Here is an 18,691-nt window from a genome sequence, read left to right as displayed (position 1 = left end):
AATTTACGCTCCTACTCCTTGACGTGAATAGGTCTGTAAATTTAGTTCGGTAACTATTTTAGTATCAGACTCTTTTTTAATGTTTATATTTGTAATAACCGCTATATCTTTCATATCAATTAGAGCAACAAAAAGCTTAATTAACTGGGGAAAATCACCAACTAATTTAGCTTTAAAATCAAGAGCGTATAAATCTAAATATTTATTTTTTTCGACTCCTGCAGGTGAAAGATCAATAATTGTAATACCAGAACTGCGAATAGCTTCATTTAATGCAGATAAAAAAATAGGTACAGAATGACGCTCGGGAATACTAAATCTTTCTTCAATATTATGTTTTTCTAACACCTTAACTTGCTCTTTAAGTGCGTTTAAGTCTTTCTCTTTCTTAATTAATCTAGGTATTTGAGACTCCATAGATTTTATATGGCTTTCTCTTTGACTTGCCTTTGATATAATTGGGCTTACCAATATACCATAAAATATAAAAACAAATAGAACAAAAGTTACTATCAGCACAGGTAGCTTAATTTTCAGAGGAGTATCAATAACAATTACCGAGTACTTGTTAGATAAAAGAAATTTTCTAATTTTATCTACCATTTCACACTCTCCCCTTTAAACGCATTACCTTCACCAAACTTAAACTCTAGAGAGAAGCTTCTTTGACCATTTTTTTCTGATCCTAGGTTTTTAAGTTCCACTTTTTTAACTCTAAACTCTATTTCTAAGTTTTTCATAAAAATTGAAAGTAATTTCAAATCTCTAACATCACCCGTAATAACAATGATATCAGTATTTGATACATAATTAATATTGGTAATATATAACTGGTCGGTAATCGCTCTAGAAATCTTCTCTATACCGAGTAATATATAATACTGGCTAGCTTTAATATTTGCCAAGTCAGATGATACATCTAAAAGTTTATCTCTTTGATTTTTTACGTCTGAGTATTCTGCTACATTTTTATTAAGCTTACTAATTTGAGTCTGGATATATCTCTCTACCTTTATGTCTTCATCACTAGACCACGAAAATATTATCGAAAGAATAAACATTGATATAAAAGCTACCAATACCATAAATGCTAGATCAATACCTATGTAAGTAAGCTGTTTTTGGCGCCAACGGCCACGCACAAAATTAAGATCTTTCATTACTACAAAGCCTCCTTCATAGCAATCGCCACTGACATAACATATCTATATGGCTGCTCTATGCTCCCAAAACTCTGGGAATCAATATTTACAAATGGATTAAGTATTTTACAATTTTTTTGAGATAAATCTTTTATTGACTCAAAGATACTTTCAAAATTTTGCTTAATTCCATATATGTATACATTATTATCTTGAACTTCATCAAAACTGTCAAAATTACTTTCACTAAGATCCAAAGACATAAAATCCATAAACCTTAATAGTAGCTGGATAACTTCATCAACATAAGCTATATCACTAATATTTTCATCAAAAATTTTAACAGATTCATAACTTTTTAATTCGCCTTGAGGAGAAAAGCTATAAATAGATAATTTATCTGAATATAAGCCTAAAAATATACTATCATTTGCATGCTTAGATATTTCACTAAGATAAAGATTTGAAACAAAATCACTAATCGCAAGCTTATCTAAAGCACATACAGATAAAGCTCTCTTTGCTTTATTAGCAGTATTATATAACTTTTTCATCTTTTCATTATCAGATATGTAATAGACTATTAACGTACCATTACTTTCCAATTGATCGTAATAGTCATATGCAATATCAGCATAACTCTCTGGGAAACGCTTCTTCAAAAAGTATTCAGATATATAAAAAAGTACACCTTCTTTTTTGATTATCTCTAGTGCTCTTTTATCACAAGAAATTTCTTCTTTTGTAACATCAATTTCATTATAACTAGCAAAACCTAGTTTAGTAAAACGGCCAAGTTTATTCCTTTTTATTATTTCCGCAATAACGCTACCAACGTATTCCGTTGTTAACTCACCTTCAAAATATGCTTCAGACGTAAAAATATCACTATCACAGCTAACTAGCGCATAGCTATCGCCTTTTCTGTCAAGCTTCACACTAGCAAGTGAACACCTATCATATTCAACACCCAAAACTGTTCTTTGAGCTTTTTTGCGTCTTTTCTCAAGTAATAACGATATCATAAAATTTCTTATAAAAAACTGTAGCCAAAAATTAGATACTCTATTTCTAGATATATAAGTTTGTTTATTTTATAATTAAATCCACATTAAGTAAACTATAGTTTTAAAACGTTAAGGCTAAATTAACTATGCGTATAATACTTTTAGGTGCCCCTGGAGCTGGCAAAGGGACTCAAGCAAAAATAATCGAAGACAAATATAGTATCGCTCATATATCTACAGGAGATATGATTAGAGAGACAATTAAGTCAGGAAGTAATATTGGTCAAGAACTAAAAAAAGTGCTCGATGCCGGACAGTTAGTTTCAGATGAATTTATCATCCAGATTGTTAAAGACAGAATTTCTAAAGACGACTGTAAAAATGGTTTTTTACTAGATGGAGTACCTAGAACAATAACTCAAGCAGAAGAACTAGACAGATTGGGTGTAAATATAGACTATATAGTTGAAGTTGATGTTGCTGATAGTCTATTAATAGAAAGAATAACAGGTAGAAGAGTTCATCCTGCATCTGGTAGAACATATCACACTAAATTTAATCCCCCTAAAGTTGAAGGCAAAGATGACGTTACAGGAGAAGATCTGATAACCCGTACTGATGATAATGAAGATACAGTTAAAGAAAGACTCTCTGTGTACCATGCTCAAACGTCTAAGCTAATTGATTTTTATAGAAACTTCTCATCTGCAAATACAAAAACGCCAAAATACATAAAAATAGATGGCGATCAAGCTGTTGATAAAGTATCACAGGATATTTTTAACCAACTTAAATAGCTATTTAATCTAAACACTCTAGCAACAATTCTGTAAATGATATGTATTCCAATTCTCCATGATATGAAAGTCCTATCTGACAGCTACGATTAAAACTAACTCCAACCTCACAGTCTTTAATTTGTGGCTTAAGAGATTCTAAACTTGTAGCATTTAACTCAGGAGTTGTAAAACCCTTATCTCCTGCAAACCCGCAACAGTATATTTGCTCAGGAACAACTACTGATGTACCACATTTTTTTAGTGCATTTACATAACTATTATCAATATTTTGTTTACGAGTAGAACAATCAATATGCAAAGCTATTTTATTATACTTTTTTGTTAATTTGATGTTATCTAATTTATCTATAATTAGACTGTTAATATTTATAATATCCAAATTTTGATCTTTAGCAAAATTAGCACAGGAACTATTATCAGTAACCACATAGTCATACTGAGTATAATCTATACTCTGCTCCAATAAATCTTGAGATGCATGTTGCTGAGTATGATTCGCCTGTGAGTGATACATTTGCCCACAACATTGATTATTCAAATTCTGTGGATAATTAACTTCAAAACCCAGCTTTTCTAATATTAGTTGACTTGGATACTTTGTATATTTTTTACTACTGGCGAAAATTCTATTTGGACAAGCTGGTAACAATAATACTTTTGGCTTTGTATTTTCTCTATTAGAGTCTATAAAGCTTGAGGATTGTACTTTTGGCATAGTTTCCAAATATACTGGTATAGATTTGAAGTTATTATGTAGTAGCTTAGTCATACCTTGAAGATTCTTCTTTCCTATAAAATTAGCAGCTAAGTTCCCCAATTTAACTTTTTGTTTCGCTTTAGTTATTTCTTTGTCATGATTAACTAGCTTGTTTTGCAGCTTTTTCTGACTAAGAATAAAATCACCAGTATCAATATCAACTGGACAACGAGTTTTGCATAAACTTGTTGTAGCACATGTTTGTATACCATAGTAATCATAATCTTTAAGCCATTGTTGTTTTTGATTACCATCTAGAGTCTGAATCTTACGAGCAACAGAGTTTCTTTGTCTTGGAGTCAAACTTAAGTTTCTTGATGGACAAACAGGCTCACAAAAGCCGCATTCCATACATTGATCTATTTTCTCATCAACACTATTTAATTCTTTGAGATTCTTAATATGCAGACTCTTATCTTTAGTAAGTTTAACATCAGGGTTAAGAGTGTTTTTAGGATCAAAAAGCTTTTTAATGCGCCACATAATATTCAAACATTTATCACCCCATTCCACTATCGCAAATGGTGAGATATTTCGTCCACTTCCATGCTCTGCCTTAAGCGAACCATTATACTTCTCTGCAACTAAAGAAGTAATTTCTTGCATAAATTCATCATATTCAATTAACTGTTTCTCATCATTAAAATCAGGAGTAAGAACGAAATGAATATTCCCAGCCAAAACGTGACCAAATATTGCAGCATTGGAATAATTGTATTTGATAAATAGCTGTTTAACATCTGTTATCAAGCCTGGTAAATCAGCAATATTTACTGCTACATCCTCAATAAGCACAGTACTGCCGTTTGGCCTTTGCCCAGCAATTGTAGGCAAGACACCTTTCCGAGCTTTCCAAATGGTTTGAATCTCTCGCTCATCTTGCCTAAAGCCGACTTGATGAAGAATATTTGCCTGCTCAATACTTTGATTTATTATATCAAGTTTATTATCCAAGCTATCTTGACTATCCTCAGATACTTCAACCATAATCGCAGCAATATCAGAACTTTCAAGGTTTATCAAAAAGGGCTGTAATTCCACTACATCTGCTACTGATTTCAATGATAGGTAGTCAAGTAATTCAACAGATGAAGGGGTATATGGCTCAAGCTCTGTAGTCAGTCGCACTAGCTCATCAAGGCTTCCATATATTAAATTCAAGGCCTTAAATTTATGGTCAGCAACAGTATTTAATGTCACATTACTAACAAAACCAAGAGTACCTTCAGAACCAATGATTAATCTTTCTATAATTTTTATTGGATCATCAAAATCTAAAAAAGCATTTAGACTATATCCACTAGTATTCTTGATTGAAAATTTCTTTTTAAGAAAAGCAACCAAATCTTCATCACTCTTTATCTGACTATGAATAGCTAATATTGAATTTATGAAATTCTCATTATTCTCTTTAAAACTCGTAATACTAGCAGAATCAGATGTATCTAGCACCTGACCATCGGCAAACACAACTCGCATTGAATCTAAAGTGGCATAAGAATTTTTTGCTGTACCACAACACATCCCACTAGCATTATTTGCAATGATACCACCGACCTTAGCACTATTAATTGAGCCAGGATCAGGCCCAATTTTACGATTGTATATCTTGAGATATTTGTTAGCATTCTCCCCTATTATGCTTGGTTCAAGCTTAATCTTATTACCATTATCAAAAACCTGATAATTAAGCCAAGCATCAGAAGATAAAACCACAAGTACTTCATCAGTAACCGCTTGACCAGAAAGACTAGTTCCAGCCGCCCTAAATGTTAGCTTAACATTATATTGATTTGCTAATTTAATTATCTCTACGACTTCTACTTCTGTTTTAACAAATATTACTAGTTTCGGCACCATCCTATATAGGCTAGCATCTGTAGAATATGCATAACGCAATAATTCATTTTCAATAATTTGTTTATCTTTTAAAAATTTGCTTAGCTGTGATCTAAATTCATTTAACATTGGAAAAAATCTCTAGATATATACTTGATAGAAGTATACCTAAGATTATACTGAAGATTAATTATTTTTCAGTGAATAGCATATATTTAGCCAAGTCACGAATATCATTTTTACTTTTAAAATTTGATTTATGCAACCATATTTTAATTTTTTTATTCGAACCTTGCTGGACGGCATAAAGATAAATCCAGCTATTAATGACAATATACTTTCTAACAGTCCAAAAATCAGATTCTTTAGCATTTATAACAAATGTTAAAGAATTATTATCTAAGCTATTGGGTAAAATAATAGTTTCAACTACTTGCTTATTTGATACAGCCTCGAACAATATTGATACTAAAATCAAAAATATACCAAAAAAAAGAATAACATTTTGGTTATAATAAACACCAATAACAAAACTTGTCAGAAAGACCATGCAACAGTAGATAAATTTCCTATATTTTCGAGACTTTTTGACTTCTAATCGCTGCATGATCGTAATGTTTTAGATCAAATCATAGCCAAGTGACTTCAATGCTCGATCATCATCAGACCAACCACTTTTTACTTTGACGTGTGTTTTAAGGTTAACTTTCATACCAACCAATCTTTCGATGTCTATACGGGAATCAGTACCAATTTTTTTAAGCTTAACTCCTTTTGCACCAATAACTATACCTTTTTGGCTATCTCTTTCGACAAGTATACTAGCATAGATATCAGCGATATCTTTTTCTTGATCAACCTTATAACTATCTATTTCTACAGCTATTTGATAAGGCACCTCACTACCAATAGTTCGCATAATTTTTTCACGAATTATTTCAGCAACCATAAATTTAATACTTCTATCAGTGATTTGATCATCCTCATAGAAAAAATACTCTGATTCAGGCAAAAGTTTCTCGACTCTTGATTCAAGTTCATTTACATTATGACCTTGCTTAGCAGAAACATATATCACATCATAGAAGCTTAATTTTTCTTTAACGGACTCAATAAACATTGACGCCTCTAATGATTTCTTTTTATCAACCTTATTAACAACTAAAAATATTGGGACTTGCGAATGCTTTAATTTCTCTACAATATTATCCTCTAACTCGGTCCACTTGCCCAACTCAACAACAAATAAAATTACATCAACATCTTTTACCATAGTTGTCGCTGCTTTATTCATAAACTTATTGATTGCTTTAGGTTCTTTTATATGAATGCCAGGAGTATCAACATAAATAAACTGTGTATCTCCAAGCGTTTTGATACCCGTTATTTGATGTCTTGTTGTCTGAGGTTTACGCGAAGTAATACTAACTTTATATTTTAGTATATTGTTGAGTAAAGTAGATTTACCCACATTAGGTCTACCAATAATTGAAATATAGCCACACTTTTTCATAAAAATTTCACAATAAAAATAATATATTGATTTTAACAGGTATAGAAATATATTTAAGCAATATTTACTCATAACTATGTTTAAAGTACGATGTCTCTTGTGATTATAGCAACCCCTTGTTAAAATTTTGGAGCTTGGTACATAAAGCAATAAATATAAAACTTAAGTAAATATGAAACAAATAGGTCGTAAGTTAATTTTAAAAAGAATGATGTTATTGGTATTTGCCATTAGTACTGTTTTTAGCATCTTTCCTGCTAGTAATGTAACACCTATATCTAATCACATAACTATCAGTAATCCTTGCAGTAGTGCTAGTAGCGCATCCACTTCAACAACTATAAGTTGTAACAGTATTAGTCTTGCAGCATTTTTAGCAAGATTCAAGCAAATTTCAAATATCTATCGGCCTATTGGTATTCTATTTATCAAGATGATTTCAGGACTAAGTTTTTTATTGATAGAGCGTATTTATCGTCCACCAAAATTTGTTTTTTGTTAATGATTTAATAATATCTCTAGCCATTTAACACTCAGTAAAAATGGTTATTAGTTTTATACCAAAAATAGCAAAAAAGGTATTTATATGTTACAGAAAACAAAGTTATTTTATGTTTTAATATTAGTTGGAATAGGTTTTTTATTGTCTAGCTTTGCTAATGCTTCAGCTACGCAACAAAACCTAGTAACTAATGCAATCGATAGCATTGCTCCAGGCTCAATGAGTCTAGCTGATAAAAGTATGTTAAAACAATACAGTGTTGATAGGAATTTTCAATTACAAGTCAAAATTCTTAATGAAAATACTTTAATAGCAACATGGAATATTAAGCCAGGCAATTATCTGTATTTAAAGAATTTTAGTTTTTATAGTCTAACCCCACAACAAGTCAATATTCAAAAGGTTATTTTTCCTAAAACATACCATATTAAAGATGATCCTTTTTATGGGCGAGTAAAGATTTATAAAGATAGTGTAGCTATTAAGCTAAAAATTAGTAGAAGCAATAAAACTATTAATAAATTACCACTAGTTATTGCTTATCAAGGCTGTTCTGAAAGTGGTATTTGTTTTGCTCCTATTCAGCAAAAATTTAACCTTGATTTATCATCAACTAACAAAATTTACGAGGGTGAAGAATATTTTGGCCAGTTACCTAAAGAGCTTCAGAAAAAATTAGATGTTACACATTCAAATATTGGAGATAGCGATTATACAAGTTTTTTAAATCATACAAATATTGTTTGGGCATTTTTGATATTTTTTGGCTTAGGTTTGTTATTGACGTTTACACCTTGTGTTTTACCGCTATTACCAATCATCTCAAGTATTGTTACTGGACAAAAGCAATTAACGACAGCAAAAGCATTTAGCATTTCATTATCTTATGTTTTAGGGATGGCGATTAGTTATGCAGTAGTTGGGGTATTAGCAGGAATTTTTGGAGGTGGTATCCAAAATATACTTCAAACACCATGGGCAATTGGGGCTATGGCATTATTGTTTGTGGTTATGGCTGTGGCAATGTTTGGAGTTTTTGAATTAAAAATACCATCATTCATACTTAGTTCTGTAAATAATCTAAGTAGTAAACAAAAAAGCGGCACCTATATTGGCGTATTTATAATGGGTATATTGTCAACGTTGATTGTTTCAACTTGTGTAACAGCTCCTTTGGTAGCAGTACTAGCTTATATTAGCTATTCAGGTAACGCCTTTTATGGAGGACTTATCTTATTTGCGATGGGGCTTGGTATGGGTGTGCCAATCTTAATTGTGGGAACAACTAGTGGCTCAATCTTACCAAAAGCTGGTAATTGGATGCATACGGTCAAGCATATATCCGGATTTATGCTACTTGGATTAGCAATTTATATGTTATCAAAAATTATCCCTGCACGATTTACTCTATTGCTAACCGGGATTTTGATTTTAAGCTTAGCAGTTTACTCAGGTGCATTTAGTTTTTATATCAAAACTGCATCAGCAAAAGTAAGGCAACTTTTTGCTTATATATTTTTGATTTACGGAAGCACATTATTAATTGGATTTCTAATGGGTAATACAAGTATTATTGAACCTTTAGGAGCTACAGCAGCTCAAATAAACCAATCACAACTAGAGTTTGAGCAAGTTACTAATTCAAAACAATTGCATAGAGCTTTAGAAAAAATTAAAAAACAAGGTAAGCCTGTTATTGTTGACTATTATGCAAACTGGTGTTTGGACTGTCAGTATATGAAGCATACAACTTTTGCAGATCCAAAAGTGATTAATAAACTTAAAAATTACAAATTAATTCAAGCTAACGTTACCGATGTTGGACAGGATAGTAGCAAGTTATTGAAAGAATTTAATCTTTTTGGACCACCTAGCGTGATTATTTTTGACCAAAAGGGACATAAAGAGAAAAGTATTGTTGGTAAAGTCGATGCTAAAGAGCTACTAAACTCAATCTAAATTATGCGCTGAGCTTGTAAGCAATAAGTTTAATCACAATTAAAAGTGGCTTAATTAAAGTTACTTCAGTGATACAAATATTTATTTCATAATCTTAGGAATAAATATTTTTTAAAGAGAATTATTAAGAAATAGATCAAATAAATAGTAATCAAGACGTATGACGTTTTACAAAGCTTGAAAGTCTATTCATTGCTTCTTCAAGTTCTGGCATTTCATTTGCACAGCTTATTCTAGCAAATCCAGACAAACCAAATGCTGTGCCTGGCATCATAGCAACATACTCTTCTTCAAGCAACGCATTGCATAACTCTATATCACTACTAAATTTTGTGTGTTTGATTAAATCACGAATATCTGGGAAAAGATAGAAAGTACCATCGGCATTCTTGACATCAATATATGGCATATCTTTCAGAGACTTTGTAACAAATTGCTCTTTTTGCTTATATGAGTCAACAAAATATTGCAAATCCTTAGCAGGCATTTCCATAGCAGTAATAGCTGCATACTGGGATATAGAACAAGCACAAGTAGCTGATTGTGATTGAAATTTTTTCATTGCATCATTAAGCAACTTCGGAGCAATAGTAAAACCAACTCTCCAACCTGTCATAGCAAAGTTTTTTGAAACTCCACTAGCAATTACATATCTATCAGCCAGATCAGGAGCTACTTCTGTTACTAGAGTTATTCTATTGTTAAAATAAAGCTGATCGTATATATCATCACCTATTATCCAAATATTAGGATATTTTCTAAGCAAATTAGCTAAATCCTCAATACACTTTCTTGAGTAAATTAACCCTGTTGGATTGTTAGGTGAATTAATAATAATAGCCTTTGTTTTTTCTGTAATACGCTTTTCTAAATCTGTAACATCTATTTCAAAGTCATTTTCAAACTTAGTTTCAATTGCTACTGGCTTAGCTCCAGTAAGGGCAATCATATCTGGATATGACACCCAATAAGGAGCAAAGAAAATAACTTCATCTCCTTCTTCTAAAATACAGTTAAATATATTGTGTAGACTATGCTTAGCGCCCGATGTTATACAAATTTGATCTGCAGCAAAATCAACATCATATTCTCTTTTGTATCTTGCTGAAACCGCTTCTCGCAGTTCCTTAATACCGTCAACATTAGTGTATTTTGTGATATTATTGTTAATAGCATCTATACCAGCTTGCTTTATAACTTCTGGTGTGCTGAAGCCAGGCTCTCCAATAGCAAGCGAAATAACATCATGCCCTTGGTCTTTAATTTGTTTTGCTAATGCTGCCATCGCATTAGTTGGTGAAGTTGAAACATTCTGAATCTTTGTGTTTAGTGATGCCATTTTAGTTCCTTATAACTTTTCTACTTTAAACTCATTATGTTTAATCTCAATACAAGAATAATTGTCTATATATGTGTACAAGTCAGAATCAACCAAGGGCTCTGATAGTACTAAATAACCATTTTTTAACTTATGCTTTTTTGATAGTTTTAGAGTTTCTATAATATCTTTATAACTTATATAGTATAGCGATGGTTCATTACCAATGGTAGACATTTTTAGCGAATATGATGTATGTCCATTCGAGTAGGCAATACTTGCTTTAACTTTTTCTTTCAAACCATTTCTAGATTGGATTTTTGTTATTTGCTCAATAGATTTGGCTATAGCTGTCGTTGGATTCTTATCTATATCATTTGATAAAGCTAATAAAAATATAGCTTCTGAATCTGTAGATCCTAACCTTGCTTTGAAATACTGAGGTTTGATATTTTGCTCAATCTCTTGACGAATCTCATCAAAATCACCGATAGAACCATTATGCATAAATAGATGCTTATCAAATACAAATGGATGAGAATTAACTCTAGATGTTGGCGCAATAGTACTAGCTCTTATGTGTGCCATAAAATTTCTACTTTTTATGTGCTTAGCTATAGATATCAAGTTTTGATTATTCCAAGCTGGTAATGAGTCCTTAAAAACTCCTGGTTCTTTGTGCAAACTTGTATACCAACCAATACCAAAACCATCTCCATTAACAGAAACAGCGCCTTGAGATGAATGTATACTTTGATGTATGAGTGAGTTCTCTGGATCTACCAATAAATCACTCATTTTAATTTTATCGCCATGATACATTAGCCATCTACACATAAGATTATTCTCCTTTTGTTTTCCAATGACTAGTCCCTCTCAAATAAACTGGGAAGGTCTCTTGAGTTAAACTTTGATTTAGTTTTTGCTGCTGATACATATCAAATACATAGTCTACAATCTTATCTACGTCAATTTTAAAATCATTATTAACTATTTGTATCTCAGCTATAGATTCTCCTATTAATTCATAACCTGAGTACAACTTTTCTGAATATTCCTCAAGTTTATAAACATTCTCAGAAATTATTTGATTTGTTTGCAAATCGTAAAGTCCTAAATAGAAATCTCCCATCTTGGCATCAAGAATCACGGCTACCTTGCCTGATGTTGTTGGTGTACTTTTAGCTAATGCAAACATACTCGAAAACCCTACAACAGGAATATCCAGGCCTACAGCAAAGCCCTGACTTACTGCTGCTGCAAGCCTCACTCCAACAAAGCTACCAGGACCAACACCATAAGCTATAAAATCTAATGATTTCATATCTATACAAGAGTTATCAAAAACACTTTTAACCATCTCTAGTAAGTATTTATTGTGTTGCCTAGGAATCTCCCTAGTATCACCATATACTCTCTCATTGGCAGATAATACCACGGAACAATATTTACTCGATGTGTCAATTATCAAAAAATTCATTATCCAAACAACTCCTGTTTAATAAAAATATTCCTGAAGAATTATAAACCTTACTATAATAAATTAAAAATCATCATTCATTAAAAAAAGATAACTTTGCATAAATCACATACAATATGTAAAATCATGTTCTATATTAACCGATCCTAGCCTATTTATATATAATGTTACATTGGTTCCCTGGGCATATGCATAAAGCTACTAAAGAGTTTCGCAAAAAAATGCCATCTACTGATATTGCTATTGAGATTGTGGACGCACGTATTCCCGACTCTAGTAGCAACCATGTTTTAGAAGATATTGTCGGAGATAAGCCGATAATAAGAATTTTATCAAAAAGTGATTTAGCCAACCCTCAAGTAACTAAACAATGGTTGGATTTCTATAGTGGTAGCGCCATCGCAGTTAATACATTACAAGACAAAAATATAGCAAAAAGAATAGTTGAGTTAGCTCAAAAAAAATGTCCTAAAAGAGGCACGGTTTTAAAGCCCACTAGAGCTATAGTATTTGGACTACCGAATGTTGGAAAATCAACAATGATAAATAAGCTTGCTGGCCGTAAAGTTGCTAAAACAGGAAATGAACCAGCCGTAACTAAGCTACAACAACGCATCGATATCAATAAAAATTTCATGATTTTTGATACTCCAGGAATCATGTTCCCTAGCCCCAAGAGTGAAGCTAGTGGTTATAGAATCGCAAGTATTGGCTCTATTCGTGATACGGCGATGGACTACGAAGGTACAGCTCACTATCTTATAAACTTTCTCAAAGAGAGAAATACAAAAAACTTCTTATCGCGATACAATTTCATATCTGAGCAAGATTTTTTAGAAAAACACCCTCAAGAAATAATTAAAGATATATCTGCTGTAAAAACCAACTACAATATAAAACAGGCTTCTAAAAATATAGTCCATGATTTCAGAGCAGGACATTTTGGTAAAATTTCCTTAGAAGACCCACTAACGATACAGCAAGAAAAAGAACAACTTCTTCTAAATCTAAAAAACCAAGACAACAATATCTAATTGTCTTAAAATAAATATAAAGTTATTATATAGAATAGTTAGATACATTTATTTGAAACTATAGTTAATGTCTGAATCAAAAAACACTTCAAAAAAGCCAAAAAGAATTGGTCACATAAAGGCAAATAAGAAGAATATACTTGGCGCTATACTAATTGTAACTATTCTCAGTGGAGGTGTCTATGGTGTAAGTAGTTATCTAGATTATAGACATAGCAAGTTTCTCAAAGAATATAATACTGCTATCACAGATATTAAAAGTCACAATAAAAGTGGTTATAAGAATGCGTTCAACATTATTAAAGAGCTTGTAGATGATGATGAAGCATCAGCTCAAGATTTTTTCTATTTAGCATACTCTTACCAGTATGGACTTGGTACAGAAAAAAATTATTTTGATGCATATAAATATTATAAAAAGTCAGCAGCCCTAAACTATCCACAAGCATTCTACCAGATAGGTACTCTCTACAGAGATGGACTAGGAGTCAATAAAGATAATAAAAAAGCCATAAAATATTTTAAAAAGTCCTACGATTTAGGTTACAAAAAGTCAATATCATCTATCGCAAACATGATTAATTCAGATAACAACCTAATTGCAACTATTGATTCAGAAATTTTATATGACATTTATCTAGCTTATCAAAATGGTAAATTAACCAATGAGAATGAAAAAAACATAGATAAATACATTACAACTGCTGCAGCTAATGGTTATGAACCAGCTATTATTGTTCAAGCCCGAGACTTTACAAAAAAAGGTGATAACTATAGAGCTCTAATGTTATGGCAGACACTACTGTACAGCTCTGACCCAAAAGTGGCAGAACTAGCAAAAAAAGAAATCGTAAAAGTCGAAGAACTAGTTAAGCAAGAAAGGTTAGAAACACTAGAAAAAGAAAGACTAAAGCGTATTGAACTACAACAAAACTTGCGAAAAAAACGAATTGAGAAAGCAAGAAGAGCAGAACAAGTAAAACAAAAAATCGAACTTGCTCTATCAACACCAAAACAAGAGATACCAAATCTAAATGGTTTAATCTATTTAAACCTATCAAGAGTTAATAAAGGCCAGTTACAGCAATTTTACTCAGATATACTAAAGTCCTCTATTGATATGAAGATGTTAGATATTAATGATAATTTAGATTATAGCTATATTGATGACTTCTTAATACTATCAAAATACATTGATATTAGATCGTCTTTAAGATTTGACTTTGGAGAAAAAGCTAACAGTAACAAGTATGAGGGAATTGTTTATTTTTTCTATAATAATGAAAATAAATTTATTAAGCAGTATGCTATTAAGGCTTTAAAAAATATACAAGTAAAAGACTCATCACTATCACCAAAATTAAAAGATTTTGAAAAAATAAAGGTTATAAATAATCAAGCTCAAAGTACAAAAGAAAATAGAAAGCAGAATAGCAAGCTTAAAAAAGCTCCTGAAGAAAAAATTCAATTAACTCATGAAGAGAAAGTCCAAAGAATGCAAATCTTTGCTCAAAAAGGTGACTTTAGACAGTTATATAAGCTAGAACAGGCAGCAAAAGGTGGTGATGCTTATGCTATGTACTATGCTGGAGAATATTACTACAACGCAAAAGAATACAAAACAGCCCTTGACTACTTTAATAAATCCGCAGATAAAGGATATGGTCCAGCCTACTATAAATTAGCATCCTTGTACTATAATGAAGAGCAAAACGGCGTGCCTTATGATAAACAAAAAGCCATGTACTACTACAAAAAGGCAGCTCAGCTAGGTGTAAGAAACGCTCAACATATTTTAATGCTTATTGAATAAAAACCTCTTCTGCTTACTGGTATTCACCCTTTTTCCAGTGTTTACGACAAACTGAAACATATTTTGTATCAATATCTTTTAGAGAATCATCATCAACAACTATTGGATTTCCTTCTTTTACAGCTTTACCATTTTGCACCATCATATTAAAACTAGCTTTTTTACCACAGAAACATATAGTTTTAACCTCCTCTAAAGTATCAGCAATTGCAAGTAATAAAGCCGAAGTTTCAAAGGGTTGGCCCAAATAGTTTGTACGAAGCCCATAACATATAACAGGTATATCCATTAAATCAACAACATCAGAAAGTTGCCAAACTTGCTCTTGAGTAAAAAAATGTATTTCATCTATCAATACACAGTCTATTTTGTGTTTTTTATTATATTCTTTAATAAACTCAAATATATTATCATGATCTGTCAAAGAATAAGCATCTTGATCTATACCTATGCGTGACTTGACCTTATTTAATCCTGCTCGCTTATCTATCGCAGAAGTTAAAACCAAAGGTTTTCTACCTCTATCCTCATAATTATAAGCTACTTTTAAAAGATCTAATGTTTTACCAGCATCCATTGCTGAATATCTAAAATATAATTTTGCCACTTTTTTTAATCCTTAATTACTGCCAACTTCCATACATAGGATTAGGAAAAATATAATACTTTTTGCCAAATACGGAATACTTATCATTATCAACTTTTCTCATATTCTCTTGTGTCATCTTAGGAAAATCTTGAATATTATCACCAAAATAAGCTATCACACTATGTGCTGGTAATTTTCTAGTAAAGATAATATTATCCGAATATTTACCTGTTGTTACAGCTTCAAACCTGGCATTTTTATCATGAGGTTTTTTAACACTATCATTAGAGAACAAAATTTGATCATAATATATACCTTCTTTTGTTAGATTCTCTTCTGTAGCTTTAATTATTTTATCATCTGAACCGTAACGATTTGTTACAAAACTAACATATCCACCTAACTCATGTACTTTATTTGTAAGCATCGCTGCACCTGGTAAACCTTTTGCCCTTTGCTCAACTATACCTTCTCTAAACTTTTGTTCACTATAACTATAATCTTTATAATTATCATACTCCTGCCAAGAGTTATCTAATACAGTCTCATCAACATCTAAGATAATACCCCAAGTACCTTTTTTAAGATGTTGTTTTTCAACTTGATACTCTATTCTATGCCCTGCTAGATTATAGATTTCAAGATATAGTGCTCTTCTTTCATCAGAATCATGATACCACTTAACTCCATCAATATTTGGACTGTCACATGTGGTCGCATACCCACTAGCACAACAAAATTGTAAGGCAACAAAAACAAATAATATAGCTTTCTTCATTCTATCCTCTTTACTTTTTTCTTATAATATTCACACCATGACGAATTGGTAAAACCAATGTCTCCAAATCATCTCTTTGACTTACATATTTATTAAAACTATCCAGTGCTTTTGCTCGTTTATCTTGGGGGTTTACTACCTCACCACGCCAAAGTATATCATCTACGATGATAACTCCTTTATCAGATAGCTTATCAATCAAGATATCAAAATACTGTTGCGTTTGTCTTTTATCAGCATCAATAAATGCTATATCTATCTGATCTGGTAGGGTTGGTAATATATCAATGGCATTACCCTGACAGTACTCTATGTTAGGATATTGAGCTATAAAATCTTTTGCAACTACTTCGCCTGACTGATTAGTTCTATCAATTGTATAGACTTTTGTATTAACAGATACTTCTGCCATTGCGATAGCCGACATTCCAGTAAATGTGCCAACATCCACACAAATTCTTGCTTGAGTCGTAAATACAAAAAATTGTAGTAATTTAGTCACCATCTTTTCTGATAGCATCTGAGCACCATGAATAGACTCTTTAGTAATATCATTTAAACGATTAAGATTAGTTGATAAATCACTCGTATGCTCAATACAGTATTGCCAAATACTATCTTCAGTAAACTGATTTTGTTTCATGACAAATAAGAATATAAAATAATTGACTCCGAGTATTTTGCATTAATGATAATCATTAGTCTAGACACTTGCCGTGCTTTTAATTAAATTTTATGATAGAATTTGCGAGCATTTTATTATAAACAACTCTCTTATACTTAGAGAAAAATTACTAAACAGAATAAATATATAAAGGTTTCAAATCAATGAAAGAACAAAAAAAAGTTTTTATAAAAACTTTGGGTTGCCAAATGAATGAATATGACTCGCAAAAAATGCATGAAGTATTAGATGAGCATTTTCATACTGTCAAAACTGATGACTATAAAAACGCAGATATAATTCTAATCAATACATGTTCAATTAGAGAAAAAGCCCAAGAAAAAGTATTTCATGAGTTAGGAAGATGGAAAAATCTTAAAAAGAAAAATGAAGACCTAGTCATTGGTGTTGGTGGATGTGTTGCATCTCAAGAAGGTGAAAATATAATTAAAAGAGCTCCTTTTGTAGATTTAGTATTTGGTCCTCAAACAATTCACAGACTGCCTGAAATGATCAAGCAAAAAAGAGAAACTCAAAAATCTCAGGTTGATATATCTTTCCCAGAAGTTGAGAAATTTGACTTTTTACCTGAGCCAAAAGCTGAAGGTGCTAAAGCATACGTATCAATTATGGAAGGATGTGATAAATATTGCTCATACTGTGTAGTACCATATACTCGTGGACCTGAAGTTAACAGACCATTTGAAGATGTACTTGGAGAATGCGCAGCTCTAGCAGAGCAAGGTGTAAGAGAAATTACTCTATTAGGACAGAATGTAAATCACTACTTAGGTCCAATGGAAAATGGCGAAACTGCAGATTTAGCATTACTAATTCACTTCATAGCTGAAATAGATGGTATTGAAAGAATTAGATTTACAACTTCTCACCCAGTAGAGTTTTCACAAAATCTGATTGATGCTTATGGCAGTGTACCTGAACTAGCTAACCATTTACATCTACCTGTGCAACATGGTTCAGACAGAGTTCTAATTAATATGAAAAGAAATCATACAATTTTAGAATTCAAACAAAAAATTAGAAAATTAAGAGCAATCAGACCAGATATTACTATTTCATCTGACTTCATCGTTGGCTTCCCAGGTGAAACTGAAGAAGATTTCCAAAAACTTATGGATTTAGTAAAAGATGTGAATTTTGATCAGTCATTTAGCTTCATATATAGTAAACGTCCTGGTACCCCTGCTGCTGACTTACCTGATGATACACCAATGGAAGTAAAAAAAGATAGATTAAAAAGACTACAAGATTTATTAAATAGTAATGCCCAAATTATTTCTAGACAAATGGTTGGAACAGAGCAAAGAATCTTAGTTGAAGGTACATCTAAAAAAGATGATAATGTTCTAGCTGGTAGGACAGAAAATAATAGAATTGTTAATTTCATGGGCGATAAGTCTTTGATTGGTCAGTTTGCTATGGTTAAAATAACGGAAAACTTACCAAATTCTCTTAGAGGAGAGCTTATTTAACTT

The 18,691-nt window shown here is 31.6% G+C and carries 18 protein-coding genes; 6 read left to right on the top strand and 12 right to left on the bottom strand.

Features of this window, described 5'->3' with window-relative positions; genetic code table 11:
* Positions 1–3: 3 nt before the first annotated feature.
* The 3 genes from FQ699_RS09230 to FQ699_RS09220 are packed head-to-tail and all read right to left on the bottom strand — an operon-like array spanning position 4 to position 2,167.
* Positions 4–603, bottom strand: coding sequence for a type IV pilus inner membrane component PilO (locus FQ699_RS09230; protein ID WP_146422066.1), 600 nt, complete (start codon positions 601–603; stop codon positions 4–6).
* Entirely contained in the window at positions 597–1,160 is a 564-nt protein-coding gene (locus FQ699_RS09225) for a PilN domain-containing protein (RefSeq protein ID WP_146422065.1), read from the bottom strand. Before FQ699_RS09225 ends, FQ699_RS09230 begins: the two co-directional genes overlap by 7 nt.
* 2 nt (positions 1,161–1,162) lie before the next feature.
* Entirely contained in the window at positions 1,163–2,167 is a 1,005-nt protein-coding gene (locus FQ699_RS09220; protein WP_146422064.1) for a type IV pili, read from the bottom strand.
* Positions 2,168–2,295: 128 nt separating this feature from the next.
* Here FQ699_RS09220 and adk point away from each other — a divergent pair, with 128 nt between their 5' ends.
* Positions 2,296–2,946, top strand: coding sequence for an adenylate kinase (adk, locus tag FQ699_RS09215; RefSeq protein WP_146422063.1), 651 nt, complete (start codon positions 2,296–2,298; stop codon positions 2,944–2,946).
* 4 nt (positions 2,947–2,950) lie between these two features.
* Here adk and FQ699_RS09210 read toward each other — a convergent pair whose 3' ends face one another.
* From FQ699_RS09210 to era, 3 genes are all read right to left on the bottom strand, one after another.
* Positions 2,951–5,674: an FAD-binding and (Fe-S)-binding domain-containing protein gene (locus tag FQ699_RS09210; protein ID WP_146422062.1), complete on the bottom strand. Its 2,724-nt coding sequence runs from the start codon at positions 5,672–5,674 to the stop codon at positions 2,951–2,953.
* 61 nt (positions 5,675–5,735) lie between these two features.
* Positions 5,736–6,152, bottom strand: coding sequence for a hypothetical protein (locus tag FQ699_RS09205; RefSeq protein WP_179951701.1), 417 nt, complete (start codon positions 6,150–6,152; stop codon positions 5,736–5,738).
* Positions 6,153–6,164: 12 nt separating this feature from the next.
* A complete protein-coding gene (gene era / locus FQ699_RS09200; protein ID WP_013922988.1) occupies positions 6,165–7,058 on the bottom strand; it encodes a GTPase Era in 894 nt (297 codons plus the stop codon).
* A 172-nt stretch (positions 7,059–7,230) separates the two neighbouring features.
* Here era and FQ699_RS09195 point away from each other — a divergent pair, with 172 nt between their 5' ends.
* A complete protein-coding gene (locus FQ699_RS09195; protein WP_146422061.1) occupies positions 7,231–7,560 on the top strand; it encodes a hypothetical protein in 330 nt (109 codons plus the stop codon).
* A gap of 84 nt (positions 7,561–7,644) precedes the next feature.
* A complete protein-coding gene (gene dsbD / locus FQ699_RS09190; protein ID WP_146422060.1) occupies positions 7,645–9,519 on the top strand; it encodes a protein-disulfide reductase DsbD in 1,875 nt (624 codons plus the stop codon).
* Between the two features lie 151 nt (positions 9,520–9,670).
* Here dsbD and FQ699_RS09185 read toward each other — a convergent pair whose 3' ends face one another.
* The 3 genes from FQ699_RS09185 to tsaB are packed head-to-tail and all read right to left on the bottom strand — an operon-like array spanning position 9,671 to position 12,317.
* Entirely contained in the window at positions 9,671–10,858 is a 1,188-nt protein-coding gene (locus FQ699_RS09185; protein WP_146422059.1) for a pyridoxal phosphate-dependent aminotransferase, read from the bottom strand.
* A 9-nt stretch (positions 10,859–10,867) separates the two neighbouring features.
* A complete protein-coding gene (locus tag FQ699_RS09180) occupies positions 10,868–11,674 on the bottom strand; it encodes a class II glutamine amidotransferase (protein ID WP_146422058.1) in 807 nt (268 codons plus the stop codon).
* Positions 11,675–11,678: 4 nt separating this feature from the next.
* Positions 11,679–12,317, bottom strand: a complete 639-nt coding sequence (gene tsaB / locus FQ699_RS09175) for a tRNA (adenosine(37)-N6)-threonylcarbamoyltransferase complex dimerization subunit type 1 TsaB (RefSeq protein ID WP_146422057.1) — start codon at positions 12,315–12,317, stop codon at positions 11,679–11,681.
* Positions 12,318–12,481: 164 nt separating this feature from the next.
* On the opposite strand from tsaB, the gene ylqF reads away from it, so the two are divergent.
* Positions 12,482–13,351: a ribosome biogenesis GTPase YlqF gene (gene ylqF / locus FQ699_RS09170; protein ID WP_146422056.1), complete on the top strand. Its 870-nt coding sequence runs from the start codon at positions 12,482–12,484 to the stop codon at positions 13,349–13,351.
* Between the two features lie 67 nt (positions 13,352–13,418).
* Entirely contained in the window at positions 13,419–15,164 is a 1,746-nt protein-coding gene (locus tag FQ699_RS09165; protein ID WP_146422055.1) for a sel1 repeat family protein, read from the top strand.
* Positions 15,165–15,177: 13 nt separating this feature from the next.
* Here FQ699_RS09165 and FQ699_RS09160 read toward each other — a convergent pair whose 3' ends face one another.
* From FQ699_RS09160 to FQ699_RS09150, 3 genes are read right to left on the bottom strand one after another with little or no spacing between them, the layout of a single operon-like run.
* Positions 15,178–15,771 carry a thymidine kinase gene (locus tag FQ699_RS09160; protein WP_146422054.1) on the bottom strand — a complete coding sequence of 198 codons (594 nt, stop codon included), beginning with the start codon at positions 15,769–15,771 and terminating at the stop codon, positions 15,178–15,180.
* Positions 15,772–15,787: 16 nt separating this feature from the next.
* Positions 15,788–16,531 carry an HAD family acid phosphatase gene (locus FQ699_RS09155; RefSeq protein ID WP_146422053.1) on the bottom strand — a complete coding sequence of 248 codons (744 nt, stop codon included), beginning with the start codon at positions 16,529–16,531 and terminating at the stop codon, positions 15,788–15,790.
* A gap of 10 nt (positions 16,532–16,541) precedes the next feature.
* Positions 16,542–17,174, bottom strand: a complete 633-nt coding sequence (locus tag FQ699_RS09150) for an O-methyltransferase (protein ID WP_146422052.1) — start codon at positions 17,172–17,174, stop codon at positions 16,542–16,544.
* 185 nt (positions 17,175–17,359) lie between these two features.
* Here FQ699_RS09150 and miaB point away from each other — a divergent pair, with 185 nt between their 5' ends.
* On the top strand, positions 17,360–18,688 hold the full coding sequence (miaB, locus tag FQ699_RS09145) for a tRNA (N6-isopentenyl adenosine(37)-C2)-methylthiotransferase MiaB (RefSeq protein WP_146422051.1): 1,329 nt from the start codon (positions 17,360–17,362) through the stop codon (positions 18,686–18,688).
* Positions 18,689–18,691: the final 3 nt, after the last annotated feature.

It is taken from the genome of Francisella salimarina, from assembly GCF_007923265.1.
Classification (GTDB): Bacteria; Pseudomonadota; Gammaproteobacteria; order Francisellales; family Francisellaceae; genus Francisella; species Francisella salimarina.
Note: the sequence above shows the minus strand (reverse complement) of the source record. Positions and strands in the feature narration are given on the sequence as shown.